The sequence below is a fragment of the Streptomyces sp. NBC_01261 genome (assembly GCF_036226385.1).
Taxonomy (GTDB): domain Bacteria; phylum Actinomycetota; class Actinomycetes; order Streptomycetales; family Streptomycetaceae; genus Streptomyces.
In genome coordinates, this window is record NZ_CP108463.1 from 7,810,960 (window position 1) to 7,834,486 (window position 23,527).

Consider the following 23,527-nt stretch of genomic DNA (forward strand, 5'->3'; position numbering starts at 1 on the left):
ACCCACCCCGCGGAGCGCTAACGCAGGCCGCTGATCGTCGTGCCGTCGCCCAGAGTCCCCTTCAACTCGGCCTGAACCCCCTGCTTGGTCTTGACCGTCAGCAAGCCACCCCGGGCCGAGCCAGTCACCCCGCCCGTCGCCGTGACGGACTCCGTGCCCTTGCTACCCGCCGCCAACAGGAACCAGTGCCCCGCCGCCGACTTCCACAGCACCCCGGCCAGCACATGCGGATCACGCACCCCGCACGCCGGCACGCCAGAGGCCTTCGCGGCGACCGCGCCGTAGATCCCGCCCGGCGTGCGGAACTGGGCCAGCACCCGCTCGCCCCCGCCCTGCCAGGTCTCGGCCCGGGTGCACACCCAGTCCGCCGCGCCGCTCGCGTCGGGCAGCGGCTGCTGGGCGAACTGCCAGGCGTTCACCGTGCGTACGCCGAGCGAGCGCATCGCGCCGAGGGAGCAGGCGAAGGGCGCCCAGGCGTGCTGGGCCGCCGCGCCGGACACCTCGTGGACCGAGCCGGGGCGGCCGACGGTGAGGTGGGCCGGGACCAGTTCGCCGAGGTCGCTCATCAGGCGGGTGCCGGTGTCGTCGGTCAGCTGGAGCACGTTCCAGGACGTGCACGCGCCGGTCGCCTGCGCGGGGCTGGCCAGTGGCGAGGTGATCCCGTCGGTGATGGTCATGGGCAGCGCACCGGCGTTCGGCTTCTGCAGGTCGCGCTCGGCCGCCTTCTTCACCCAAGGGGCCGTCAGATAGCGGACGTTGCCGTCGGCGCGGTCCAGGACCACCGCGTTCGCCTCGGACCCGGTCGCGCCGTCGACCCGCGCGAAGTCCAGTGCCGCCCCCTTCGTGCCGTCCTTGGGTTCGGCGTAACGGGCGATGCGCAGACCGTCGTAGAGGATCACCACGCGCGCGTTGTCGACCGTGCCGGCGTAGAGGAGTTGGGGCGGTCCGGCGGGGCCGCCGGAGGGGGTGCCGGGGGTGGCCGAGACCTGGACGGACTCGCCGGGGCGGGCCCAGACGGCGAGGGCGCGGCGGAGCAGGGCGGTGTCCTCGGTGAGGTCGCCGCGGGCGGGCCAGACGGAGAAGTCCTCGCGTGCGGAGGACTCCCACGCGGTGGGCGCGATCCTGATCAACCTGCCCGGGTTCAGGGCGGCTTGGGACGCCGGGTTCTGCGCGTACGCGGGTGCGGCGGCGCCGTCCGGGCCCCAGCCGCCGCCGGGCATCGCGAGCAGCGCGCCGCAGACCGCGACGGCCGCCGCGGCGGCGAGCGCGGCCTTGCCGTGCTGGCGGCGGCGCATCAGGTCGGTGGGCCGCGCGTGCAGCGAACAGGGGTCGAACTCCGGGGAGTCGAGGAGTTCGTACCGCGCGGGCGTCTCGTCGGCCTCGCTCAGCGCCTCGTCCACCTCGTCCGCGTCCACGCCGGCCGACGCGAGCACCCTGCGTACGTCGCCGTCGGGCAGCTTCTCCAGGCCGCGCAGCACGTACACCGCGCGGGCCGGGCCGGACAGCGCCGACAGCCGCTGGTCCAGGGCGAGTTCGTCGGCGCCGCCCGAGCGCGGGAAGAGCCGCAGACCCCGCACCTGGGGGAGCAGCGGCGGGAGTTGGGACCGCTTGGGCCATGCGCGGAACGACAGTGGGAGGCCCGCCTCCAGTGCCGTACGGACGACTTGGAGGCGCACGAAGGCGTAGCCCGGGTCGACGTCGCGGCCGGTCGACTGGGCCGGGATCACGGACGCGGACGCGCGGCCCCTGGGCAGGGCGCGTTGGGTGAGGGCGTGCGCGGTCAGGACGCGCCGGTTGCGGCCGAGGCTCGGGGGGAGCACCAGATAGGCGAGCCGGACGAGCCGTGGATAGTGCTCGACGAGCGCGGCCTCGGCCTGTTCGACATCGACGACCGGGTCGGTGGGTGAAGCTGCGGGGCGCTTGGCGACATCCTGTGACTGCACGTTCAGCAAAACGAGCGAATGGTGAGTTGGTCACCGGCGCCCGGGGGACTCGACGCTCCGGTCAGCCCTCGGGGTCGACCAGCGCCCGCGCGTAGTTCGCCATCGACCGCTGGTAGCGCGGCAGATGGGGCGCGAGGGCGCCCAGCACGAGGGACAGCCCCTCGCGGTCGCGGCCCAGGCTGGACAGGCACAGGGCGAGGCACGCGCGGACCGCGTCGTCCAACTCGTCCGAGGGAGCGTCGAGTTCGGGAGTGAGCAGCTTGACGCCCTCCTCCGCCTGCCCGATGTTCCGCAGCGAACTGGAGAGTTGGATCTTCGCCCGGCGCCCCTTGTAGCCGTCCAGCCCGCACGCGAGCGCCTCCCGGTACAGCGGAGCGGCCCGGTCCGAGTGCCCCGTAGAGTCCCAGGCACAGGCCTGTTCGAACGGCCCCAGCGCACTGCCGTCCGGCAGTTCGGCGACGAGCGCGTCGATCACGCCCCGGAACTCGGCCGCCCTCTCCTCCGGATAGTCGTCGAAGGTCGCCCAGGCGGCGGTCACACGGTCTTCCCAGCCCTGATCCATGGGCGTCACCCTCGCACACGCGGCCGGCCGATGACCACGGATTTGAGCGCTGGGCGCTTCGGGGCCGTATCGGATGAGACGGCCCCTCGCCGGGGTGCGTCGCGGCATGCTTTTGTTGACCGGACGACCGGAGGAACGACAGATGAGGTTGACCCGACCGATGCTCGCGATGGCCGGCGCCGCGGCGGCGCTGGCGCTGGTGGGGTGCGGTGCCGACACCAAGGCCGCGACCGTGCCGACGGAGGCCACCGGCAGCCTGGAGAGCCTGGCCGCCAAGGTGAAGTGCACGCCCGACATCCAGACCGACGCCGACGAACTCCGCCAGGCCATCTGCAAGATGAGCTACGGCAAGTTCGTCCTCGCGACCTTCGCCACCGACCGCGGCCAGCGCGAGTGGATCAACGACGCGAAGGACTACGGCGGTTTCTACCTCGTCGGCCGCAAGTGGGTCGCCGTGGGCACCGACACGATCGTCAAGAAGCTGCGGACCACGCTCGGCGGCAACGAGGAGATCGGCACCGACCACTCGAAGCACACCAGCTGAACTTCCGTACGGACACACGAAAGCGGGCGGTGGGAGAAACCCACCGCCCGCTTTCGTGCTACCGGGTCCTACCGGCTGCTAGTCAGACTCACTGGCACTTCTTGCCGGAGTTGACGCAGTTGGCGATCTTCGCCGCCAGGTTGTTCTTGGTGACGCTGATGAAGTCGTCGTGGTCGGTCGACGGCTTGTGCAGCTGCTCCGGGAATCCGTCCACCGCGTAGGCGTTCTTCACGGTGCCGTCCGCCTGGATGGTGGGGGGCGTGATCTTGTAGACCAGGCGCATCGTCAGCTGCGGGATGGCCTTGAAGCCGTTCCCGCAGACACCGCTCGCCGGGTCCGCGAAGGCCACGTGCGTACGGTGGTTGGCGCTGTCGATGTTCACGCCGTCCCAGCAGCTCTGGAACGCGAAGGTGCGGACCACGTTGCTGCCCTGCGGGCAGATCGGGTACTGCTCCGTCAGCTGGACCTTGTTCTCGAAGCCGGTGCAGCTCCAGTGCGCGTTGGCGTTGGCCAGACCGTTGGTGAGGGTCTTGGCGTCACCGGTGATGATGCGCAGGAACTGCGGCATCGCGACGACCTTGCTGGCCGGCGAACCGACGTACTTGATCTGCGCCGACTGCGCGGTCAGGATCTTGCCGACGTTGCCTTCCTGGCCACCGCCGAGCGCGTTCTGGTCGAACTCCTTCGTGCCGTCCTGCACACGAACGACCGGCCAGTAGTACGACGAGAGGTCACTCTGGTTCTGGCAGCTGGAGGGGGCGGCCAGCAGCGAGTCGTTCGTGGAGAACGCGTTGACCTTCTGGTTGCCGACGTAGTCGTGCTCGTGGTGCGCGCCGTTGGTCACGCCGGGCGCCACGATGACGTTGTCGGTGTTGTGGTTCTTGTTCGCGTTGACACCGCACTTGGTGGTGAACGAGCCGGTCGAAGCCTGGCCGCTGTTCTGCGGCTTCGCCTGCACGTTGTTCGCCACCTTCGTGATGTCCACGAAGTCGGCCGCCGTCGGGCCGTTGCCGCCCTGGCCGCCGTTGTTGGCGGGCGGTGCCGCGGAGGCACTGGCGCTCGGCGCGGCGGTGTTCTGCCCGCCGCCGTTGTTCTGCCCGCCGTTGTTGTTCTTGCCCCCGCCGTTGTTCTTGCCGCCGCCTTGACCTGCCGTGGTGGTGTTGGTGGCGTTCTGCGTCGTACAGGCGGCGAGCTGCTTCAGCGCGGTGGCATTGACGGTGCCGCCCACTCGCTGGATGTCGATGCGAATGCGGTCGATCGTCGCGGCCCGCTTCTCCTTGAGGGGGCCGACGATCGCGTTCTGCACGAAGCTCGCGTCATTCGCCTGGGCCTGACGCGTCGACGCGAGTCGGGCGTAGGCCTCGGTGATCTGCTTGTCGAGGTTCGCCAGTTCGACGGCGACACCCTGACGAGCCTTCTGCGGCACGTTCGTCAGCTGCTGGCCGACGTCCGGGCAGGCGATCGTGGCGACCTGCGCCGAGGCGGCCGCGGCCTTGGTCTCGTTCTGGCCCGACGAGTTGGACTCGTGCGCCGAAGCGTTCATCTGCGCCCAGAGCAGCCCGCCCCCACCGAGCACTAGGGCAGCCGATGCGGCAATGGCCTTGGTGGCCAGCGGCGTACGGCGTTTACGATCATTGCGTCCCATGGAACTCCTCTGACTTCCTTGCGGGGCAGCGAGGCGCCCGACAGGAGTGAAGCGGCGCCCTTTGATACGCAGGGGGTCCCAGGAGTGTTCAGCCGTCTCAGAAACTGATGAGAGATTCTTGGGTAAGTCCCCTCCCAACTGGCCTTTAAACACCGGCAGTTGTGATCGACTCACAGCTTGTGCTCAGCGTCCCTGGTCCAAATAGGCCAATACCGCCAGCACGCGGCGATTGTCGTCGTCGGAGACTTCCAGCCCCAGTTTGGCGAAAATATTGGACGTGTGCTTCCCGATCGCCCGTTCCGTGACGACGAGTTGTCCCGCGATCGCCGCGTTCGACCGCCCCTGCGCCATGAGTTCCAGCACCTCGACCTCCCGGGGCGTCAACCGCCCCAGCGGCCGGTCGTCGGCCGCCCGCCGCGCCAGCAACTGCTGGATGACCTGCGGATCCATCACCGTCCCACCCCCCGCCACCCTTCTCACGGCATCCACGAACTGCTCGGCGTCGAACACCCGGTCCTTCAGCAGATAGCCCACCCCGCCGGTCCCGTCGGCGAGCAACTCCCGCGCGTACAACTGCTCCACGTGCTGCGACAGCACCAGCACCGGCAGCCCCGGCCGCTCCCGTCGCGCCCGCAAGGCGCACTGCAGCCCCTCGTCGGTGTGCGTGGGCGGCAGCCGTACGTCGACCACGGCGACGTCGGGCGCCGACTCGGCCAGCGCCTCGGTGAGTTCGGGCCCGCTCTCCACCGCCGCGACGATCTCGAAGTCGTAGGCCTCCAACAGCCTGACCAGCCCGTCCCGCAGCAGGAACAGGTCTTCGGCTAGGACAACACGCACGGAATCTCCATGGTCACCATGGTGGGACCGCCCGCGGGACTGCTGACGGCCAGGACGCCGTCGAATGTACCGAGCCGCCGCTCGACCCCGGAGAGCCCCGACCCCGCCCCGACCACCGCCCCACCGCCGCCGTTGTCGGTGACGGAGATCCGCAACGCCCCCTCCGCATACCGCATGTCGACCCAGATCCGATCGGCACCGGAATGCTTCACGGCGTTGGTGAGCACCTCGCTGACGGCGAAGTACGCGGCCGACTCGACCGGCGCGTCGGCCCGCCCGCCCCCGAGCTCCGCACCCACCTCGGTCGGCACCGGCATCCGCAGCGCCAACGCCCTTACGGCGTCCCCGAGTCCGCGCTCGGCCAGCACCGGAGGATGAATACCGCGCACGAGATCACGCAGCTCGTCGAGAGCCTCGACGGAGGACTGCCGAGCCCGGGCGAGCAACTCCCTGGCCTTGGCGGGGTTCTTCTCCAGCAGCGCCTCGATGGTCCCGAGATCCATCCCCATGGCGACCAGCCGGGCCTGCGCCCCATCATGCAGATCACGCTCGATCCGCCGCAGCTCAGCGGCGGAACCGTCCACCGCGTCCCGCCGCGTCTCGGTCAACACCCTTACCCGCTCGGCGAGTTGACCCTGACTCGGGGAGAGAAGAGAACGCGTCAGCAGGAAATGGACGCGGAGGAGCGCAGGAGTGAGAAAGAAGGAGGCGACGAGAATCCCGACGCCCAGCAGCCCCGCGAGCAGCGCACTGCCCTGCCCACCCACCGGCACGAACCCGTACCACCACCCCACATACGTCCCGTCCGTGAACACCCGCCACAACCCGAACGCCAACGCGAAGCCCTCCAACGGATAGAACACCAACGCCGCGGGCACCAGCGCGATGACGAACCCGGCGACCATGTCGACGGGCAGCCACCGCAGATCCCGCCAGGTGGCGGGGTCACGGAGGAGGTGGAGGGTGCGCGTCCAGGGCCGCGCGCCGGCGGGGACGGACCGGTACGCCGCCGGAATACGCACCTCGCACCACCGCACGCCGAGCACCCGCCGCAGATTCGCCTGCGCCCGCACACCGGCCAGCACCCAGGGGGTGGTGATCAGCCCGACACCGGCCGGGATGAGCGCGAGGGAGACGAGGGTGAGGACGAAGAGGGTGAGTGAACCGCCGAGAGAGATGAGGGCGAGGGCAAGCGCACGCAACCCGGCCGTGAGAACGGTACGGGCCCGCCTGCCCTCGCTGTTCGTGTCCATACGGCCAGTCTCACGGAACAGGCCGACGGGGTCACGGGCCCCGGCCCCCGTGATGGGGGTGTCGCCAGCAACACCGGCTGGCTCAGGTCTTTTGGGGCGCGGGGAACTGCGCGACCAGCCCCAACGCGCCCGCAGACAACACATCACCCCTCGACCGGAACCCCAAGCACCTTCGCCTCCACAGCAGGGTCCAGCCCCACCCCCGGCCGATCCACCCGCTGCGGCGCGGAACCCCCGATCCCCTGCAACCAGCTCCACGTATCGGCCACCGTCTCGTCGACAGAACGACAGCTCAGCCCCGTACCCAGTGCCCGAGACACATCCGCACTGTGCAACGCGTCGTACCCCTCGCTCCCGGCCGGAATCCACACCGGCAACTGAGTCCACGGCTCGATCCCAGCCGAGAGCACAACCTCCGGCGAGGTCCACCGCAGCTCAGCCCCTCCACCGGTGACCCGCACGCACGCGTCCAGGAGTGACCCCATCGTCGCGTGCCCCTGCGGGGAGATCAGGTTGTACGCCCCGCTCAACTCCCGCTCCACCGCCCCGAGCAACCACTCCGCCAGATCCCGCACATCCACATACTGAAGCGCCAGATCCCGAGGCCCGGGCGCAAGCACCGGCCCACCTCGCGCAACCCGCCCCAGCCACCACGGCAACCGCCCGATGTTCTCGTACGGTCCGAGGATGAGCCCGGCCCGAGCGAACACCGACCGCTCCGCCCCGAACGCCCCCAGCGCGGCAAGCTCCCCGCCCCGCTTGTCACGCGCGTAGTCGGTCTTGTCGGCGGAGGCCAGGGCCTCCTCGACAAGCGGCGCGTCCTCCCCGTACCCCGCGGGCGGAGCCCACGCGTACACGGAGCAGCTCGACACATACACGTACCGGCCCACCCGGTCGGCGAGCAGCCGCGCCGCGTCGTCGACAGCCCGCGGCGCCGCCGACCAGGTGTCGACCACGGCATCCCACTCGCCGGAGGCCAACGCGGCGAGCCCACCGGGCGCGGTGCGGTCACCTTGCAACGCCCTTACCCCGGAAGGGCCCGGGGGTCCGGGGGGTGTCCCCCGGAAAAGCACAGCGTGCCGGCCCCGGTTGAGGACGGTCACCTCCCAGCCCCGACCGAGGGCGGCCTCCACGACGGCCCGCCCCGCGAACTCCGTACCGCCCAGCACCAGAAGTCTCATACCGACGACTCTGCCCGCGAGGCGCACGGAACGGAACGTGAATCTGCCGTCAGCAGATGATCAACGCGCGGTCGGCGGCGTGTACTTGTACCCGACCCGCCGCACCGTCTGGATCGCCTTCCGGTGCTCGACCCCCAGCTTGCGGCGCAGCCGAGCGATGTGGACGTCGACGGTACGGCCGTCGCCCACATGCCCGTATCCCCACACCGTGGTGACCAACTGGTCGCGGGTGTGCACCCGGTTGGGGTGCGCGACGAGATGGGCGAGGAGCTCGAACTCCAGGTACGTCAGGTCGAGTTCCGCCCCGTTCAGCTGGGCGGTGCGCTGCACAGTGTCGATGCGGACGAGCGGTTCGGCCTCGGCGGGGAGGGCCGGGGCCGGGGCGGTCCGGGTGAGGTGCGGGCTGTCGGCCGGGATGAGGACGAGGTACCCGATCATCGGCGGCTGCCCCGGCAGTGTGGGCAGCGTGTGCGGCGGCGCGGGCAGCCAGGTGGCGCCCGGCGGCAGGAACTCCGCCACGTCGATCACCTCGTCCCGGTCCACGGCGCGCAGATGGTGCCGCGGGGCGTTCGGAGCGGGGGCGTCGAGCGTGGTGGAGGGAAGAGCGGGGAGAGAACGGATGATCGCCATGAGAAGTCAGCTCTTTCGCGCGAGAGGTTCGTCGAGGGACGTACGTCGAGTCGCGCAGGCCGGAGGCCGAGGGTGTTTCGGCTTTAGAGGGCCGGCGCGTTCATCGCGCGACAACACACCCGGTCGAAGTCATGGTGCTGACGGGAAGGCCAGAAGGGCTCCAGGTCATGGCGACCCGTCGCTCCGCACTTCTGGTAGTTGCCCATGCGCCCATTGAAGCAGACACCCGCCCGTGACAGGACCCTCCTCTCACAGCTTGGACGCTTCCTCGACCGGAAAACTCGGCGGACGGCAACGCGAAGAGGCGCCCACCACGACGGTGGACGCCCCTTCGGGGAAGCGGGGTGGGGGATCAGACCTGGCCGGCCTTCTCCAGGGCGGCGCAGCAGGTGTCGACGATGAGCCGCGTCACCAGGTACGGGTCGACGTTGGCGTTCGGGCGGCGGTCCTCGATGTAGCCCTTGCCGTCCTTCTCGACCTGCCACGGGATACGGACCGAGGCACCGCGGTTGGAGACGCCGTAGGAGTACTCGTTCCACGGGGCGGTCTCGTGCAGGCCCGTCAGGCGGTCGTCGATGCCGGCGCCGTAGTGCTTGACGTGGTCGAGGGGCTTGGAGCCCTCGCCGAGGGACTCGCACGCGGTGATGATCGCGTCGTAGCCCTCGCGCATCGCCTTGGTGGAGAAGTTGGTGTGCGCGCCCGCGCCGTTCCAGTCGCCCTTGACCGGCTTGGGGTCGAGGGTCGCGGAGATGCCGAAGTCCTCGGCGGTGCGGTAGAGCAGCCAGCGGGCGATCCACAGGTGGTCGGAGACCTCCAGCGGGGAGACCGGGCCGACCTGGAACTCCCACTGGCCGGGCATGACCTCGGCGTTGATGCCGGAGATCGCGAGACCGGCCTTCAGGCAGTTCTCCAGGTGGGCCTCGACGATCTCGCGGCCGAAGATCTCGTCGGCGCCGACACCGCAGTAGTAGCCGCCCTGGGGGGCCGGGAAGCCGCCCTCGGGGAAGCCGAGCGGACGGGCGCCGTCGAAGAAGGTGTACTCCTGCTCGATGCCGAAGATGGGCTCCTGCGAGCCGTACTTCTCGACGACCTCGGCGAGCGCGGCACGCGTGTTGGACTCGTGCGGCGTCATGTCGATCTCAAGGACCTCGCACATGACGAGGATGTCGTCGCCGCCGCGGATCGGGTCCGGGAAGCTGGCGACCGGCTTGAGCACGCGGTCCGAGGAGTGCCCCTCGGCCTGGTTCGTGGACGACCCGTCGAAGCCCCAGATCGGCAGCTCCGCGCCCTTCGCTGTGCTTTCGGAGTCCGCCAGAATCTTCGTCTTGGAACGGAGCTTGGCCGTCGGCTGGGTGCCGTCGATCCAGATGTACTCAGCCTTGAAGGTCACGGGCCACATCCTTCGGGGTGGGTCGTTCGTCGCACTCGCGGGTGCTGCGGCGCAGCGGCACTGGAGCGCCGCGATTCATGCCGGGCAGCCTGTCAACATGCGATTTCCCGATCATTGCCCAAGTGTGAACCCCGTGTTACCTGGTGGTGTTGTGTCGCGATTCACCCCACCCGCTCCCGGGCGGCCGTTCGCAGTCGCGGACGGGGACTGCCCTACGGCTCGTATGCGATGGGGTTAGCCCTCGGCGGCGGCCTCGCGGACCCCGTCCAGGAAGCCTCGGACCGCCGCCAACTCCCGTTCGTCGTACCCCTGGAGCAGTGCTACGGCGCTCCCGATGAGCGGACCGAAGAAGGCCTGCCCGAGTGCGACCGCCCGCTGGTCCACCTCGACGACGACCGTGCGCCGGTCCCCCTCGCTCCGCACCCGCCGCACCTGCCCGGCCCGTTCCAGCCGGTCGATCAGGGCGGTGGTCCCCGCCGAGTTGAGCCCGAGCGCGCCGCCGAGCCGCCCGGCCGTCATCTCCTCGCCGGCCCGGTCCGCGTCCATGAGGGCGATCAGGGCGCGCACGTCCGTGGGGTGCATACCGTTCTGGTTCGCGAACCGGGCGCTGTGCAGGCCGAGTTCGACCGCGACGGCCCGCAGGAGACGCACGATCTCCGTCTCCGGTCCGGGGTCCGCCTTCTGGTTCCGCACGGCCGCCTCCGGCTGTCATCTCGCCCACCGAGTATCTCGCTCAGCGAGATACTCGGTGGGGTGGCCGACCGTGGGAACACGGAGACGGAGTACGTACGACCCCGACCGCTTCGAGTCCGCCTACGACAGGGTCATGGCGAAGTGGCCCGAGGACCGGGAGGCGGTGACCGTCCCGACGCCGTTCGGGGAGACGTACGTCCCTGTGTGCGGGCCCGCTGACGGGCGCCCGCTCGTGCTGCTGCCGGGCGGCGGGGAGCGACCTCGGCGTCCTGGTACGCCCAGGCCGCCCGACTCGCCCGCACCCACCGCCTCTACGCCATGGACCTGATCGGCGCCCCGGGCCGCAGCGTTCCGGTGGTCGGCCGGCGGCCGCGCACGGTGGCCGATCCGACGGCCTGGCTGGACGCGGTGCTCGACGGGCTGGGGGAGCCGGCCGTGGACCTCGGCGGCCATTCGTACGGCGGCCGGATCGCGCTGCACTGCGCACTGCGCGCGCCCGCCCGGGTACGCCGTCTGTTCCTCCTCGACCCGACCCGGTGCTTCGCCGGGTTCGAGACGGCGTACCTGCTGCACGCACTGCCGATGCTGCTACGGCCCACCCCGCGCCGCGTCCGCGCGTTCCTGGAGTGGGAGGCCGGGGGAGTGCCGCTGGACCCCGACCGGCTCCGCCTTCAGGAGGCGGGCGCGGGGTTCCCGTCCGCGAGACCGGTGACCGGACCCCGCCCGGCGCCCGAGGCGCTGCGCGGGCTGAACGCGTCGGTCCTGCTGCTTCTGGCCGGAAGCAGCAGGACCCATGACACGCACCTGGTGGCGGCCCGAACGGGCGGTCTGCTGCCGCGCGTCGAGACGGACATCCTCCCGGACGTCTCACATCACGCGCTGCCGCATGCCGCGCCGGAGCGACTGGGCCGTCACCTCACCGGTTTTCTGGGATCTTGAGCGTCACCCCACCTTCTGGATCAGAGCGCGGCGGATGAGGAACTTGCCGGGCTCACGGACCTGTTCGAACGCGGCGTTGTTCAGCAGGACGCAGCTGCCGGAGACCGAAGTCACCTTCACCGTCGTGGACTTGTTGTTGTCCAGGTTGGTGACCTTCAGCGTCGTACCCGCAGGGAACTTGTTGCTGGACGCGGCCGGCGCACCGGCCTCGCCGGAGAGCGTGACGGTCGAGCCGTTGCACACCTGGCTGCCCGCGGCGGCGGCGCCACCGTTGTTGCCCGCCGCCGGCGGAGTCGCGGCCGGAGTGGTCTTGGAACCCGCGGGTGCCGACTGCGCCGGCTGCGCGACCTGGGAGTCCTGAGCCGACTCCCCAACCGCACAACCGGACGCCTTCTGCTGCACCTTGATCTGCGCGATGACCGCCTCGCGGTTGGCGATCCGCGCGCTCGACTGGGCGTCGGGCGTGGCGCGTTGGCCGTCGATGAACTTCTGGTTGTTGCCGAGCGCGGTGGCGAGCCCCTGGCAGACCGTCGAGTTCGCGGCCGACAGCGTCTTGGCGTTCTGCGCTGCCGGCTGTGACGCGTTCGAGGTGGTGGCCAGGGCGAAGGCCCCGCCGCCCGCGACCGCCGCGGCGGTGACCAGCAGCGCCAGCTTCTTCTTCGTACTGGCAGTTCTCCTGCGCGACATGCGCGTCTCCTGTGGGGTAGGGGAGCGTACGCCGCTATGTACGGGATACCGAACGATGTAACTCAGCGGACACAGGAGTCCCACAAGTGACGTGTGTCACAAGGGGGTTGGGTGTCCGACGGGGGACGGTTCAGCGCGACAGCGCGTCCCGTACGGCCTCGTCGCTGCGGGCCACCACCGCCGTACCGTCCTCCGCCGTGATGATCGGCCGCTGGATCAGCTTCGGGTGCGCGGCCAGCGCCGCCACCCACCGCTCCCGCGAACTCGCGTCCCGGGCCCACGACTTGAGCCCCACCTCCTTCGCCACGGCCTCCTGTGTGCGCGTGATGTCCCACGGTTCGAGCCCGAGCCGCTCCAGTACGTCCCTGATCTCGCCCTCGCTCGGCACGTCCTCCAGATAGCGCCGGACGGTGTACTCGGCCCCTTCGGCGTCGAGCAGACTCACGGCACTACGGCACTTGGAACAGGCCGGGTTGATCCAGATCTCCATGGCGTTCACGTTAGGCGAGAGGAGCCCGGTCCGGCCCGGTCGGCGGCTTGGTGGCGCGGACCAGGGCGGAGTGCATGCCGTCGGCGACGGGATGGGTGGGCGTGATCGAGACGTCCCTGAACCCGGCCGCTTCGAGGCCTTCCCGGTACTCCGCGAAGGACAGGGCCCCGGCGATGCAGCCGACGTAGTCGCCGCGTTCGGCGCGCTGCCCGGGGGTGAGGCTGTCGTCGGCGACGACGTCCGAGACGCCCAGGCGCCCGCCGGGCCTCAGGACGCGGAAGGTCTCGGCGAAGACGGCCGGCTTGTCGACGGACAGGTTGATCACGCAGTTGGAGATCACTACGTCGACGGTGTCCGCTGGGAGGGGGATCGCCTCGATGGCGCCCTTGAGGAACTCGACGTTGGTCGCACCCGCCTTCTCGGCGTTGGCGAGGGCGAGTCGGAGCATCTCGTCGGTCATGTCGAGCCCGTACGCCCGGCCGGTGGGCCCCACGCGGCGCGCGGAGAGCAGGACGTCGATGCCGCCGCCCGAGCCGAGGTCGAGAACGCGGTCACCCTCCCGGAGTTCGGCGACGGCGGTGGGGTTGCCACAGCCCAGGGAGGCGGCCACGGCCTCGGCGGGCAGGGTGCCGCGTTCGTCGGCGGAGTAGAGGGCGGAACCGAAGGTGTCGTCGGTGATGGTGTCGTCGGTCCCGGCCGGCCGCGGCCCGCAACAGCCGGTGCCGCCCCCGGTGACCTGTACGGCTGCGGCGGCGTAGCGGCGGCGGACGGCTTCGCGCAGGTCGGTGGAGTGCTCACTCATGTCTGGCTCCTGGAAGGGCTTGTATTGATGTTCTTCGATACAACGTTGCGCCTTGGATTGAAGAATGTCAATATAGAAAGATGTCGAAACAAGAGCTTGTGGTGATCGGCCAGGACCCGGCCGGTTCCTGCTGCGGAGGAGTGGCGTCCGCACCCCTGGACGACGAGCGCGCGACGGAACTGGCCAAGGTCTTCAAGGCACTTGGGGACCCGGTCCGCCTGCGGCTGCTGTCGATGATCGCCTCGCGAGGCCAGGGCGGCGAGGTGTGCGTGTGCGAGCTGACCCCCGCCTTCGACCTGGCCCAGCCGACGATCTCCCACCACCTCAAGCTGCTGCGCCAGGCCGGACTCATCGACTGCGAGCGCCGCGGCACGTGGGTGTACTACTGGGCGCTGCCCGACGCCCTGGACCGCCTCGCCGACTTCCTGGTCACCCCGAAACCCGCCGCGACGCCGGCGTGAGGGCGTCCCCCCGCAGTGGTGTTGCTCGCGCGGGTGTCTCCCTCGGCCGTCGCGCCGCCGCGGAGGCGCTCGGGACCGGTCTGCTGGTCGCCGTCGTGGTCGGCTCCGGCATCCAGGCCACCGAGCTGACCCACGACATCGGCCTACGGCTGCTCGCCGACTCCCTCGCCACCGTCCTCGGTCTGGCCGCGCTGATCACCCTGCTCGGGCCGGTCTCCGGCGCGCACCTCAACCCGGCCGTCACCCTGGCTGCCTGGTGCGCGGGCCGCCGTACCGGCACCGGACCGTCCCTGCGGGATGTCGCCGCGTACGTGCCCGCGCAGGTGGCCGGGGCGATCGGCGGCGCGGTCGTGGCCGACGCGATGTTCGCGAAGCCGCTGCTGAGGTTCTCCACGCACGACCGTTTCGCCGGACACCTGTGGCTGGGCGAGGTCGTCGCCACGGCCGGGCTGATCCTCCTCGTCCTCGGACTGGAACGCACCGGCCGCACGCATCTCGCCCCGGCTGCCGTCGCCTCCTACATCGGAGCGGCCTACTGGTTCACGTCCTCCACCTCGTTCGCGAACCCCGCGGTGACCGTCGGCCGCGCCTTCTCCGACACCTTCGCCGGGATCGCCCCCACGTCCGTCCTCCCGTTCATCGCGGCCCAACTGGCGGGCGCGGCCCTCGGATTGACCGTCACGCTGCTGCTGTACGGCCGTGCCGCATCGGTCGGTGACACGGTTCCGGTTCCGATCCCGGTTTCGCAGGGTGAGCCGGAGTCCGCCACTTCCTGACCCGCCCCGCCCCGCCGCGCGTCGCCCCGACCTGACCGCCCTCCGCCGACAAGGACTCCCCTGTGCCTTCGACCGCCCCGCGCCCGTCCGTCCCGTCCGTCCCGTCCGTCCTGTTCGTCTGTGTCCACAACGCCGGCCGTTCGCAGATGGCCGCCGCCTTCCTCGCCCACCTCGCGGGCGGCCGGGTCGAGGTCCGTTCCGCCGGATCGGCCCCCGCCGACGAGGTGAACCCCGCGGTCGTCGAGGCGATGGCCGAGGTCGGCATCGACATCGCGGCCGAGACCCCGAAGATCCTCACCGCCGAGGCCGTACAGGCATCCGACGTGGTGATCACCATGGGGTGCGGTGACGCCTGCCCGGTCTTCCCCGGCCGGACCTATCTCGACTGGCGGCTCGACGACCCCGCCGGGCAGGGCGTCGAGGCGATCCGGCCGATCCGGGACGCGATCGAGGAGTACGTACGGGGGCTGATCTCGGACGTACTGACCGGCTGACGACCGGATCGCACCCCGGGGGCGGAGCGCTCTGTTCGAATTTGACGCCGTCTCACGGATACCTCCCGGAGCTTGCGTGACACGGTGACAACATCCTTTCCCACCTGGGGATTTGGTGGGCCGTCGGGGTTCGTCCGTTGTCAGTGGCGGGCAGTAAACTAGAAGCAGTGTTCGAGGGTGTCGCCGGGGGGTCCGGACGGCGCCCTGACCGCGACAGGAGGATGTCCGTGCCCGCTGCCGCACTGAAGCCGAAGCCGTTGCCGACCCAGTCCACCGCGAAGCGTTCCGTCCAACTCGACCTGCCCTACGTGCCCGTGGAGAAGCGCCCGCTGCCGCCCGGGCGCCCGCGGGACTGGTACGTCACGCACAACCGCCGCCTCAAGGCGATGCGGCTGGCCATCGCCCTGCTCGACTCGGGCGTGTACGTCCCGAACCAGGCCCGCAACGAGACGATCCGCAGCACCGCGGAACTCATCGGCGTCCACGCGCCGTCCGACACGACGTGTCACATGGTCCGAGCGCTGATGCGGTACTCGCGCTGAGCGGGTGGCGCCGGGTGCCCTGTGTTTTTTGGGTACCCGGCGTCGGCGCTCGCTTCACCAGGGGCTGCCGCCCCCGGACCCCCGCATCGGCCCGAGCGGCCTCGTCCTCAAAACGCCGGACGGGCTGGATCGTGCCGGCCTGCGCACAAAGGTTCGCCCCAAGCCGACTGGACATGAGCCTCTGCGCCGCCAACTCCCGCCCCACCAAAGCCAACCCCCTACCCCAACAACCCCCGCTCCACCGGCGTCCGAAACCGAGGCGTCACCCGGGTAACCCCCACCCACCCCCGCAACCGCTCCGCCGCCGCCCCGATCGCAGCCTCCCCTTCCCGGCCGACCCCCTCCCCGTCGAGGATCCGCCACACGATCTCCCCGTCCGGCCGCTGGGCCCAACCCCCCACCACCCGGCCGTCCCACCACACCGTCGGACCCACATTGCCGCTCCCGTCGAACAGCGTGGGGCGCAGCTCCGGTGCCAGGTACCAGTCCCGCTGTTGCCACCCCATCGCCGTCGGATCGAGCCCGGGCAGCAGGGCCGCCCACGGCTCCGCGGGGCCGGCCGGTGGAGCGAGGTCGCCCGCGGTGACGTAGCCCGGGCCCTCGTCCAGGGACACCGGTTCCGCGCCGATCGTCGTCAGGGCCCGGCGGACCTCCGTCACCCGCCAGCCCGTCCACCACTTCAGGTCGGCCTCGGTGGCGGGGCCGCAGGCCGTGAGCCAGCGGTCGAGGAGGGCGGCCTGGGCCTCGGCGACGTCCAGCTCGGGGTGTTCCGGCGCCACCGCCCAGCGGAACTGGTTCGATGTCCAACCGCCGAGCGGCCGGCCCCGTACGACCTTTCCCTCCACGCCCAGCACCCTCAGCAGCCGGGTCGAGACGGTGTGGACGCCCTCGTAGTTCTTCCCGGCCGCGTACACGAACTGTTCCCTCAACCTCGGTTCGTCCTGGGCGAGTTCGGCCGCCGTCGCCTGGCCACGCCCGGCCAGCGCGGTCAGCAGCGCGGCCTCGACCTCCTTCAGCCAGGCCGCGTCCGGTGCCCCCGCCTTCGCCATGTCCTTGATCAGGGAGGCCCGTTCACGCGCGGCGACGGCAAGTCCCGTCGAGGCGTGGACTACGGCGGTCAGGTCGGCGGGGAACACGAACACCGTGTGGCGCATGCCGTGCATACGGAGCAGGGTGCGGTCCTCGTACAGGGCGCGGGTGGTCTCCGGGACGGTGCGGGACGGGTCGGCGAGGCGGGCGCCCACCGCCAGGTACACCGTCGCGGGGTCCGTGCCGTGCAGGGCGACGAGGGAGTCGGCGACGGCCTCGGGGGTCGCGGCGTGGGTGGACGCGGCGAGGCGGTGGCGGAGGGCGAGGCGGGCTCGGCGCTCGGGGGTGGCGATGTGACGGGGGGTGCGAGTCATGTCGGCCTCGGTTCGAAGACGTCCACTTCTCAACCGACAGTAAACGGGTGGGTGGGTGGGCGACTGATCCGGGGGGCTGGGGGCGGGAGCCCCCAGGGGACGTTCACCCGATCGACGCCCCCGGAATGCACCCCCACACCCACCCGGATTCACTGCCTAGCATGACCACACCGGCCGACCGAGCAGACCGGGGTCGCGCTGCGCGCAAACGCGTCGCCCGTTCCGCCCACGCCGGGTGGATCCCCGCTGTGGACCGCCCGGACCCGGTCGCCGTGCTCGAACGACAGGGCCGGGACAGACTCCCCGAACTCCTCCCGATCCGGTACGGCCGCATGGCCGCCTCCCCCTTCGCCTTCCTGCGCGGCTCCGCCGCCGTGATGGCGACGGACCTGGCGTCCCAGCCGCACACCGGCCTCACCGTCCAGCTCTGCGGCGACGCGCACCTCCTCAACTTCGGCCTGTACGCCTCCCCGGAACGCGCCCTGCTCTTCGACCTCAACGACTTCGACGAGACGTTCCCGGGCCCCTTCGAGTGGGACGTCAAGCGTCTCGCCGCGAGCGTGGCCGTCGCCGCCCGCGAGAACGGCCACAGCGACACGAAGGCCCACCGCGCCGCGCTGGAGGCGACAGCCGCGTACCGTACGGCTCTTCGCGGTCTGGCGCGCAAGGGCGAACTCGCCGTCTGGTACGAGCGGATCGACGCCGACAGCCTGCTGCCGCTGGTGCGCGCAGGCCGCCACCGCCGCCGGGTGGAGTCCAGCCTCACCCGGGCCCGCCGCCGCACCAGCCTGCACGCCGTGGGCAAACTGACCGAGACCGTCGACGGCCGCCGCCGTATCGTCCACGACCCACCCCTCCTGGAACCGGCCGGCGCCGCCGACATGGCCTCCCTGCGCAAGATCTTCAGCGACTACCGCTCCACGCTCTCCGAGGAACGCCGCCTGCTCCTGGACCGGTACCGCTTCGTCGACGCCGCCCGCAAGGTCGTCGGTGTCGGCAGCGTGGGCACCCGCTGCTTCATCGTGCTGCTCGCCGGCCGCGACCAGGACGACCCGCTGTTCCTGCAGATCAAGGAGGCGCGGAAGTCCGTACTGGAGGAGCACCTGCCGAACGGCCCGTACGTCCACCCCGGCCACCGGGTCGTAGCGGGCCAGCGCCTCCTCCAGGCGGCCAGCGACATCTTCCTCGGCTGGATGACCGGACCGCAGGGCCGTGCCTTCTACTGGCGCCAGCTCCGCGACATGAAGGGCTCCGCCGATGTCGTCGGCATGGGCCCGCAGGCCCTCACGGCCTACGCCCGCCTCTGCGGCAACGCCCTCGCCCGGGCCCACGCCCGCTCCGGCGACCGCGTCGCCATCGCCGCCTACCTGGGCAGCACCGACACCTTCGAACGAGCCGTGGCGGACTTCGCCCTGTCCTACGCCAGCCAGACGACCGCCGACCACGCGGCCCTCGGCGCGGCCGTCGCGGCGGGTGTGATCACGGCGGCACCGGGTATCTGACCGCCCGTGGAAAGCCCGTAGAAGGCCCGTAGAAGGCCCGTAGAAAAAAGAGATGCACACCGAGTGACCGACTCCCTACGCTGGAGACGCATTGCGGAGCAGGTCACCACCGTTTCGCGCAGGGCAGGCGTCACCCTGCGGAGTCGGCGCTAGTCTCTGTCGCACCCAACCCACCGACGGTCGGCCGCCCACCCCAGCGCCCTGTCGGGAACAGGTTCACACCGCTCGGACACACACCCACGCCCACGGAGGCCCGTCATGGGCACCATCGTCATATCCGGCACCGCCGTTCTGGTCCTCTTCGGCTTCGGCAACCACATCTGGTGGCTGGCCGCGGTCGTCGTCCTCTTCCTGTACGTCCAGTACGGGCGGGACTCCTCCTCCTCGACGTCCTCGTCGGCGTCGTCGACCGGCGGTTCCTCCTCGGGAAGCAGCCCGTCGAGCTACCGCGCGTACCGCGACCGCCGTGACAAGCAGGCCAGGTGGGAGCGCCGTTACCAGCGCGAGCGCCCCCTGGAGTCGCGCCGGCAGGCCCGCCAGAAGAGCAAGTAGGAGACCGGGGCGCCCGTCACAACCCGGGGGCGCCCCACACCGGGAACCACCGGCTCAGGTCCTGCTCGATCCGCAGGTCGTTGCCGAGCATCGACTTGACCTGGAGTTCCAACGCGCTGTCGCGCCGCTGACCGTCACCGGCCAGCGGCGCGAACGGGAAGAACGTCCCGCGCTTGTACAGATAGACCAGCGCCAGCCGTCGGCCCCCGTCGGCCCCTCCGTCCTCGAACCCGGCGAGCGAGCACAGGAGTTGGGGCCCGAAGCCGTTGACCTCCATCGCGCTGTTCACCGCGTGCAGGTCGTTCACCAGCGCCGACAACTGATCGGGCGTCCGGCGCGAGACCAGCCAGGAGTAGCCGTAGGCATCCTGGGTCAACTCCACGGGCGGACCGGTGCGTTCGGCGTCCGCGTCGAGCAGCGCCTGCACCTCCCGGTGCGTCTGCTCGAACGCCCCGCCCTCCACCGTCGCGAAGCACACCGCACCGCGCCCGGTCGCCCGGAACCCGGCCGCCGCCTCCAGCGTCACCGCCGCCGAGGGCAGCGCGAACAGCTGGTCCAGATTGGGAGCGACCGGTTTCGTACGGCCGAGCAGAATGTCCAGCAACCCCATCCTCAGTCCGCCTTCCCGATACCGGGCACCGCCGCCTCACCCAACTCGGCGGAGATCCGCCCCAGTTGGTCGAGCCGCTGCTCCAGGCTCGGGTGGGTCGAGAAGAACCGCGAGATACCGGGCTCGGCGCCGTTCGCCGGGCTGAAGTAGAAGGCGTTGAAGGCCTGCGCGGTCCGCAGGTCCTTGGTCGGGATGCGGGCGATGTCGCCGTCGACCTTGGTGAGCGCGGACGCCAGCGCCGAGGGCTTGCCGGTGAGCAGGGCCGCCGCGCGGTCCGCCGCCAGCTCGCGGTACCGGGACAGCGCCCTGATCAGCAGGAAGCTGATCGCGTACACGGCCGCCGAGATCCCCATGATCCCCGCGAAGACCGCGAGGGTGTTCTGGTCCTTGCGCCCCCGGAAGATCTGCGAGTAGAACGCGAACCGGACCATGAGCCCGGCGAGCACTCCGAGGAACGAGGCCACCGTGATCACGGCGACGTCCTTGTGCGCCACGTGCGACAGCTCGTGCGCGAGCACACCCTCCAACTCGGCCGGCTCCAGCCGCCGTAGCAGACCGGTGGTCACGCAGACGACGGCGTGGTCGGCGTTCCGCCCGGTGGCGAAGGCGTTCGGCATGTCGATGTCGGAGACGGCGACGACGGGCTTGGGCATGTCGGCGACAGCGCACAGCCGGTCGATCACACCGTGCAGCTCGGGATACTCCTCCCGCTCCACGATCCGCCCGTGCATCGCGTACAGCGCGATCCGGTCGGAGAACCAGTACTGCGCGACGAGCAGCCCGCCCGCCAGCACCACGACCAGCACCCAGGACTTCAGCAACACGATCAGCGCGGCCACGAACGCCACGTACAACAGCCCGAGCAGGAACAGCGTCAGACCCATACGTATGGTCAACCGCCGGTCGCTCCGGAAGCGGCTCTGCATCTGCCATCACCCCGCAGTCAGGCACTCGTCCCACCGCCCAGTGTGCACCCGCCCCTTCCCATGAAGTGGTCCCGATCGGCCCTAGGCGGGGCAAAGGCTCCTCGGAGCCCAACGGCAGCACCTGCCGCGCCCCCGCTACGGCGCCCCGAAGTCGAGGTACCCCAACAACACGATCACCGCGGCCACACTCCCCAGCACGATCACCGTCGATATCCACGAAGAGCGCCGAGGCCCCACCCCCTCGGGCTCACCCCGGAACGGCGTCGGCTCCGGCGGATTCTCCTTCCACCGAGCGGCCAGCATCCGAGCCCGCGCTGAAGGCTCCTTGTACTCGGCTCCGTCCGCCCACTTGAGGTCGAACTCCCGCTCCTCGTCGTCTTGTTGCTGCCCCATCCCCGTTACCCCTCCCGAATCCCGCATTCCGAGAACAGTCCGTGCACGACGGTGCCCCCGCCTCTCCGAAGAGAGACGGGGGCACCCGACGATCGGTTCGATCGGTTGGATCACACGTCGAAGTAGAGCTCGAACTCGTGCGGGTGCGGACGCAGCTGCAGCGGCGCGATCTCGTTCGTGCGCTTGAAGTCGATCCACGTCTCGATCAGGTCGGACGTGAAGACGTCGCCCGCGAGGAGGAACTCGTGGTCGGCCTCAAGGCGGTCCAGGACGGCCGGGAGGGAGGTCGGGACCTGGGCGACGCCCGCGTGCTCCTCGGGGGCCAGCTCGTAGAGGTCTTTGTCGATCGGCTCGGCCGGCTCGATCTTGTTCTTGATGCCGTCCAGGCCCGCCAGGAGAAGCGCGGAGAAGGCGAGGTACGGGTTGCCGGAGGAGTCGGGCGCGCGGAACTCGACGCGCTTGGCCTTCGGGTTGGAGCCCGTGATCGGGATGCGCATCGCGGCGGAGCGGTTGCGCTGCGAGTACACCAGGTTGACCGGCGCCTCGAAGCCCGGCACCAGGCGGTGGTACGAGTTCACCGTCGGGTTGGTGAACGCGAGCAGCGAGGGGGCGTGCTTGAGGATGCCGCCGATGTAGTAGCGGGCGGTGTCGGACAGACCCGCGTAGCCGGCCTCGTCGTAGAAGAGCGGGGTGCCGCCCGCCCACAGCGAGGAGTGGATGTGCATGCCCGAGCCGTTGTCGCCGAAGATCGGCTTCGGCATGAAGGTCGCGGTCTTGCCGTTGCGCCAGGCGACGTTCTTCACGATGTACTTGAAGAGCTGGAGGTCGTCGGCCGCGGCGAGCAGCGTGTTGAACTTGTAGTTGATCTCGGCCTGGCCGGCGGTGCCCACCTCGTGGTGCTGGCGCTCGACCTGGAGGCCGGACGCGGCCAGCTCCAGGGAGATCTCCGCACGCAGGTCGGCGAAGTGGTCGACCGGCGGGGTCGGGAAGTAACCGCCCTTGTAGCGCACCTTGTAACCACGGTTGTCCTCGACCGCACCGGTGTTCCAGGCGCCGGCCTCGGAGTCGATGTGGTAGAAGCTCTCGTTCGCCTTGGTCTCGAAGCGCACGCTGTCGAAGACGTAGAACTCGGCCTCGGGACCGAAGTACGCGGTGTCGGCGATACCGGTGGAGGCGAGGTACGCCTCGGCCTTCTTCGCCACGTTGCGCGGGTCACGGGAGTACTGCTCGCCCGTGATCGGGTCGTGGATGAAGAAGTTGATGTTGACCGTCTTGTCGCGGCGGAAGGGGTCCACGCGCGCGGTCGACAGGTCGGCGCGGAGCGCCATGTCGGACTCGTGGATGGCCTGGAAGCCGCGGATCGAGGAGCCGTCGAAGGCGAGTTCCTCGTCCGGGTCGAAGGCCGTCGCCGGCAGTGTGAAGTGCTGCATCACACCCGGCAGATCGCAGAATCGGACGTCGACGAACTTGACGTCCTCGTCCGCGATGAACTTCTTGGCCTCGTCGGCGTTCTGGAACATCCAGCTCCTCCTACTCCCGACCGTCCGTGCCGGGGTGGTAGTTCGTTCGTGCGGCCAGTGCGGTGGCACACGCTGGACCCGACCTTAGGGACGGGGGATTTCTCCAGCGTGACCCATTTGTTTCGCCCAAGTTAACCGGTCTTGAGCCGCCTGGCCCCTCCTGTCCGCATGGCAGAACGCGGGCAGTACCGTGGACGGGTGGACAACAGGGATGCAATCGGCTCATGGCTCTCCGGGCCCCGCGAGGCCGCGGAACGAGCAGGTGTCGACTTCGGCTACCGCGGTGAGCAGCTGGGTCTGCCCGAGGAGGGCCCCGGCTCGATCGCCCGCCCCGGCCGCCGCCTCGGCGCCCTCGCCGTCGACTGGGCCCTGTGCCTGTTGATCGCATACGGCCTGCTCACCCACGGCTACAAGCCGGGCGCGACCGGCAACTGCGCCCTCCTGGTCTTCTTCGTCCTGAGCGCCCTCACGGTAGGCACGATCGGTTTCACCCCGGGCAAGCGCCTCTTCGGCCTCCGCGTGTACGCCCTCGACTCCGGCCGCCCCAATCCCCTCCGCACCCTGCTCCGCACCGCCCTCCTGTGCATCGCGATCCCGGCGCTGATCTGGGACCGGGACGGGCGGGGGCTGCACGACCGGTTGGCGCGCACGGTGGAGGTCCGGGTCTGAGAGGCCGTAGAGGTAGAGGTCGTAGAGGTAGAGGTAGAGGTCGTAGAGAAGTCCTACGACGAAGGGGGCGCCCGGAGCGATCC

Annotated in this window: 25 protein-coding genes and 1 pseudogene; 9 read left to right on the forward strand and 17 right to left on the reverse strand. The window is 70.4% G+C overall.

Annotated elements, in window-relative coordinates:
* Nucleotides 1-17 precede the first annotated feature (17 nt).
* Nucleotides 18-1,943, reverse strand: coding sequence for a hypothetical protein (locus OG226_RS34795; RefSeq protein WP_328683766.1), 1,926 nt, complete (start codon nt 1,941-1,943; stop codon nt 18-20).
* 61 nt (nt 1,944-2,004) lie between these two features.
* On the reverse strand, nt 2,005-2,505 hold the full coding sequence (locus tag OG226_RS34800) for a tetratricopeptide repeat protein (protein ID WP_328683767.1): 501 nt from the start codon (nt 2,503-2,505) through the stop codon (nt 2,005-2,007).
* Nucleotides 2,506-2,647: 142 nt separating this feature from the next.
* Here OG226_RS34800 and OG226_RS34805 point away from each other — a divergent pair, with 142 nt between their 5' ends.
* Nucleotides 2,648-3,049: a hypothetical protein gene (locus tag OG226_RS34805; protein ID WP_328683768.1), complete on the forward strand. Its 402-nt coding sequence runs from the start codon at nt 2,648-2,650 to the stop codon at nt 3,047-3,049.
* Nucleotides 3,050-3,137: 88 nt separating this feature from the next.
* Here OG226_RS34805 and OG226_RS34810 read toward each other — a convergent pair whose 3' ends face one another.
* The 7 genes from OG226_RS34810 to OG226_RS34840 form a co-directional block, all read right to left on the reverse strand.
* Nucleotides 3,138-4,694 (reverse strand): DUF1996 domain-containing protein, encoded by a 1,557-nt coding sequence (locus tag OG226_RS34810; protein ID WP_329351092.1) that lies wholly within the window; start codon nt 4,692-4,694, stop codon nt 3,138-3,140.
* A gap of 183 nt (nt 4,695-4,877) precedes the next feature.
* The gene (locus tag OG226_RS34815; protein ID WP_329351093.1) at nt 4,878-5,531 is read right to left on the reverse strand and encodes a response regulator transcription factor; all 654 of its coding nucleotides are present in this window, start codon (nt 5,529-5,531) and stop codon (nt 4,878-4,880) included.
* Complete coding sequence (locus OG226_RS34820) at nt 5,516-6,784, reverse strand: sensor histidine kinase (RefSeq protein ID WP_329351094.1); 1,269 nt, start codon at nt 6,782-6,784, stop codon at nt 5,516-5,518. The genes OG226_RS34815 and OG226_RS34820 overlap by 16 nt, the downstream gene beginning before the upstream one ends.
* A 143-nt stretch (nt 6,785-6,927) precedes the next feature.
* A complete protein-coding gene (locus tag OG226_RS34825; RefSeq protein WP_329351095.1) occupies nt 6,928-7,965 on the reverse strand; it encodes an NAD-dependent epimerase/dehydratase family protein in 1,038 nt (345 codons plus the stop codon).
* 60 nt (nt 7,966-8,025) lie between these two features.
* Nucleotides 8,026-8,595, reverse strand: a complete 570-nt coding sequence (locus OG226_RS34830; RefSeq protein ID WP_328683773.1) for a winged helix-turn-helix domain-containing protein — start codon at nt 8,593-8,595, stop codon at nt 8,026-8,028.
* A gap of 352 nt (nt 8,596-8,947) precedes the next feature.
* Complete coding sequence (glnII, locus tag OG226_RS34835; RefSeq protein ID WP_328683774.1) at nt 8,948-9,985, reverse strand: glutamine synthetase; 1,038 nt, start codon at nt 9,983-9,985, stop codon at nt 8,948-8,950.
* A 234-nt stretch (nt 9,986-10,219) separates the two neighbouring features.
* Entirely contained in the window at nt 10,220-10,678 is a 459-nt protein-coding gene (locus tag OG226_RS34840; RefSeq protein WP_329351096.1) for a MarR family winged helix-turn-helix transcriptional regulator, read from the reverse strand.
* Nucleotides 10,679-10,811: 133 nt separating this feature from the next.
* On the opposite strand from OG226_RS34840, the pseudogene OG226_RS34845 reads away from it, so the two are divergent.
* Nucleotides 10,812-11,617: pseudogene (locus tag OG226_RS34845) on the forward strand (alpha/beta fold hydrolase).
* A gap of 3 nt (nt 11,618-11,620) precedes the next feature.
* On the opposite strand, the gene OG226_RS34850 reads toward OG226_RS34845, so the two are convergent.
* The 3 genes from OG226_RS34850 to arsM form a co-directional block, all read right to left on the reverse strand.
* The gene (locus OG226_RS34850; RefSeq protein ID WP_328683775.1) at nt 11,621-12,304 is read right to left on the reverse strand and encodes a hypothetical protein; all 684 of its coding nucleotides are present in this window, start codon (nt 12,302-12,304) and stop codon (nt 11,621-11,623) included.
* A gap of 130 nt (nt 12,305-12,434) precedes the next feature.
* Nucleotides 12,435-12,794, reverse strand: a complete 360-nt coding sequence (locus OG226_RS34855; RefSeq protein ID WP_329351097.1) for an arsenate reductase family protein — start codon at nt 12,792-12,794, stop codon at nt 12,435-12,437.
* A 10-nt stretch (nt 12,795-12,804) separates the two neighbouring features.
* Entirely contained in the window at nt 12,805-13,596 is a 792-nt protein-coding gene (arsM, locus tag OG226_RS34860) for an arsenite methyltransferase (RefSeq protein ID WP_328683777.1), read from the reverse strand.
* An 80-nt stretch (nt 13,597-13,676) separates the two neighbouring features.
* Here arsM and OG226_RS34865 point away from each other — a divergent pair, with 80 nt between their 5' ends.
* The 4 genes from OG226_RS34865 to OG226_RS34880 all read left to right on the forward strand — a co-directional run bounded on the left by OG226_RS34865 (nt 13,677) and on the right by OG226_RS34880 (nt 15,869).
* Complete coding sequence (locus OG226_RS34865; RefSeq protein WP_328683778.1) at nt 13,677-14,057, forward strand: ArsR/SmtB family transcription factor; 381 nt, start codon at nt 13,677-13,679, stop codon at nt 14,055-14,057.
* Nucleotides 14,054-14,833, forward strand: a complete 780-nt coding sequence (locus OG226_RS34870) for an MIP/aquaporin family protein (protein ID WP_329351098.1) — start codon at nt 14,054-14,056, stop codon at nt 14,831-14,833. The genes OG226_RS34865 and OG226_RS34870 overlap by 4 nt, the downstream gene beginning before the upstream one ends.
* A 62-nt stretch (nt 14,834-14,895) precedes the next feature.
* Nucleotides 14,896-15,327, forward strand: coding sequence for an arsenate reductase ArsC (locus OG226_RS34875; RefSeq protein WP_329351099.1), 432 nt, complete (start codon nt 14,896-14,898; stop codon nt 15,325-15,327).
* Nucleotides 15,328-15,554: 227 nt separating this feature from the next.
* Nucleotides 15,555-15,869, forward strand: coding sequence for a hypothetical protein (locus tag OG226_RS34880; RefSeq protein WP_033284269.1), 315 nt, complete (start codon nt 15,555-15,557; stop codon nt 15,867-15,869).
* A gap of 218 nt (nt 15,870-16,087) precedes the next feature.
* Here OG226_RS34880 and OG226_RS34885 read toward each other — a convergent pair whose 3' ends face one another.
* Nucleotides 16,088-17,272 carry a winged helix DNA-binding domain-containing protein gene (locus OG226_RS34885; RefSeq protein WP_329351100.1) on the reverse strand — a complete coding sequence of 395 codons (1,185 nt, stop codon included), beginning with the start codon at nt 17,270-17,272 and terminating at the stop codon, nt 16,088-16,090.
* A 161-nt stretch (nt 17,273-17,433) separates the two neighbouring features.
* On the opposite strand from OG226_RS34885, the gene OG226_RS34890 reads away from it, so the two are divergent.
* Together OG226_RS34890 and OG226_RS34895 are read left to right on the forward strand one after the other, a co-directional pair.
* The gene (locus OG226_RS34890) at nt 17,434-18,774 is read left to right on the forward strand and encodes a DUF2252 domain-containing protein (protein ID WP_328683782.1); all 1,341 of its coding nucleotides are present in this window, start codon (nt 17,434-17,436) and stop codon (nt 18,772-18,774) included.
* 258 nt (nt 18,775-19,032) lie between these two features.
* The gene (locus OG226_RS34895; RefSeq protein WP_329351101.1) at nt 19,033-19,326 is read left to right on the forward strand and encodes a hypothetical protein; all 294 of its coding nucleotides are present in this window, start codon (nt 19,033-19,035) and stop codon (nt 19,324-19,326) included.
* A 16-nt stretch (nt 19,327-19,342) separates the two neighbouring features.
* Here the strand turns inward: OG226_RS34895 and pspAB are convergent, their stop codons facing one another.
* From pspAB to glnA, 4 genes are all read right to left on the reverse strand, one after another.
* Nucleotides 19,343-19,936, reverse strand: coding sequence for a PspA-associated protein PspAB (pspAB, locus tag OG226_RS34900; RefSeq protein ID WP_328683784.1), 594 nt, complete (start codon nt 19,934-19,936; stop codon nt 19,343-19,345).
* 2 nt (nt 19,937-19,938) lie between these two features.
* Nucleotides 19,939-20,862: a zinc metalloprotease HtpX gene (gene htpX, locus OG226_RS34905; protein WP_327404621.1), complete on the reverse strand. Its 924-nt coding sequence runs from the start codon at nt 20,860-20,862 to the stop codon at nt 19,939-19,941.
* A 135-nt stretch (nt 20,863-20,997) separates the two neighbouring features.
* Nucleotides 20,998-21,255 carry an SCO2583/SCO2584 N-terminal domain-containing protein gene (locus OG226_RS34910; protein ID WP_328683785.1) on the reverse strand — a complete coding sequence of 86 codons (258 nt, stop codon included), beginning with the start codon at nt 21,253-21,255 and terminating at the stop codon, nt 20,998-21,000.
* 110 nt (nt 21,256-21,365) lie between these two features.
* Nucleotides 21,366-22,775, reverse strand: a complete 1,410-nt coding sequence (gene glnA / locus OG226_RS34915; RefSeq protein ID WP_328683786.1) for a type I glutamate--ammonia ligase — start codon at nt 22,773-22,775, stop codon at nt 21,366-21,368.
* Between the two features lie 198 nt (nt 22,776-22,973).
* Here glnA and OG226_RS34920 point away from each other — a divergent pair, with 198 nt between their 5' ends.
* A complete protein-coding gene (locus OG226_RS34920; RefSeq protein ID WP_329351102.1) occupies nt 22,974-23,444 on the forward strand; it encodes an RDD family protein in 471 nt (156 codons plus the stop codon).
* Nucleotides 23,445-23,527: the final 83 nt, after the last annotated feature.

Coding starts and splice junctions, on each gene's coding strand:
- OG226_RS34800 (WP_328683767.1), bottom strand. CDS start 2,505: ATGGATCAGGGCTGGGAAGACCGTGTGACCGCCGCCTGGGCGACCTTC.
- OG226_RS34805 (WP_328683768.1), top strand. CDS start 2,648: ATGAGGTTGACCCGACCGATGCTCGCGATGGCCGGCGCCGCGGCGGCG.
- OG226_RS34810 (WP_329351092.1), bottom strand. CDS start 4,694: ATGGGACGCAATGATCGTAAACGCCGTACGCCGCTGGCCACCAAGGCC.
- OG226_RS34820 (WP_329351094.1), bottom strand. CDS start 6,784: ATGGACACGAACAGCGAGGGCAGGCGGGCCCGTACCGTTCTCACGGCC.
- OG226_RS34825 (WP_329351095.1), bottom strand. CDS start 7,965: ATGAGACTTCTGGTGCTGGGCGGTACGGAGTTCGCGGGGCGGGCCGTC.
- OG226_RS34830 (WP_328683773.1), bottom strand. CDS start 8,595: ATGGCGATCATCCGTTCTCTCCCCGCTCTTCCCTCCACCACGCTCGAC.
- OG226_RS34850 (WP_328683775.1), bottom strand. CDS start 12,304: ATGTCGCGCAGGAGAACTGCCAGTACGAAGAAGAAGCTGGCGCTGCTG.
- OG226_RS34855 (WP_329351097.1), bottom strand. CDS start 12,794: ATGGAGATCTGGATCAACCCGGCCTGTTCCAAGTGCCGTAGTGCCGTG.
- arsM (WP_328683777.1), bottom strand. CDS start 13,596: ATGAGTGAGCACTCCACCGACCTGCGCGAAGCCGTCCGCCGCCGCTAC.
- OG226_RS34865 (WP_328683778.1), top strand. CDS start 13,677: ATGTCGAAACAAGAGCTTGTGGTGATCGGCCAGGACCCGGCCGGTTCC.
- OG226_RS34885 (WP_329351100.1), bottom strand. CDS start 17,272: ATGACTCGCACCCCCCGTCACATCGCCACCCCCGAGCGCCGAGCCCGC.
- OG226_RS34890 (WP_328683782.1), top strand. CDS start 17,434: ATGACCACACCGGCCGACCGAGCAGACCGGGGTCGCGCTGCGCGCAAA.
- OG226_RS34895 (WP_329351101.1), top strand. CDS start 19,033: ATGGGCACCATCGTCATATCCGGCACCGCCGTTCTGGTCCTCTTCGGC.
- pspAB (WP_328683784.1), bottom strand. CDS start 19,936: ATGGGGTTGCTGGACATTCTGCTCGGCCGTACGAAACCGGTCGCTCCC.
- htpX (WP_327404621.1), bottom strand. CDS start 20,862: ATGCAGAGCCGCTTCCGGAGCGACCGGCGGTTGACCATACGTATGGGT.
- OG226_RS34910 (WP_328683785.1), bottom strand. CDS start 21,255: ATGGGGCAGCAACAAGACGACGAGGAGCGGGAGTTCGACCTCAAGTGG.
- glnA (WP_328683786.1), bottom strand. CDS start 22,775: ATGTTCCAGAACGCCGACGAGGCCAAGAAGTTCATCGCGGACGAGGAC.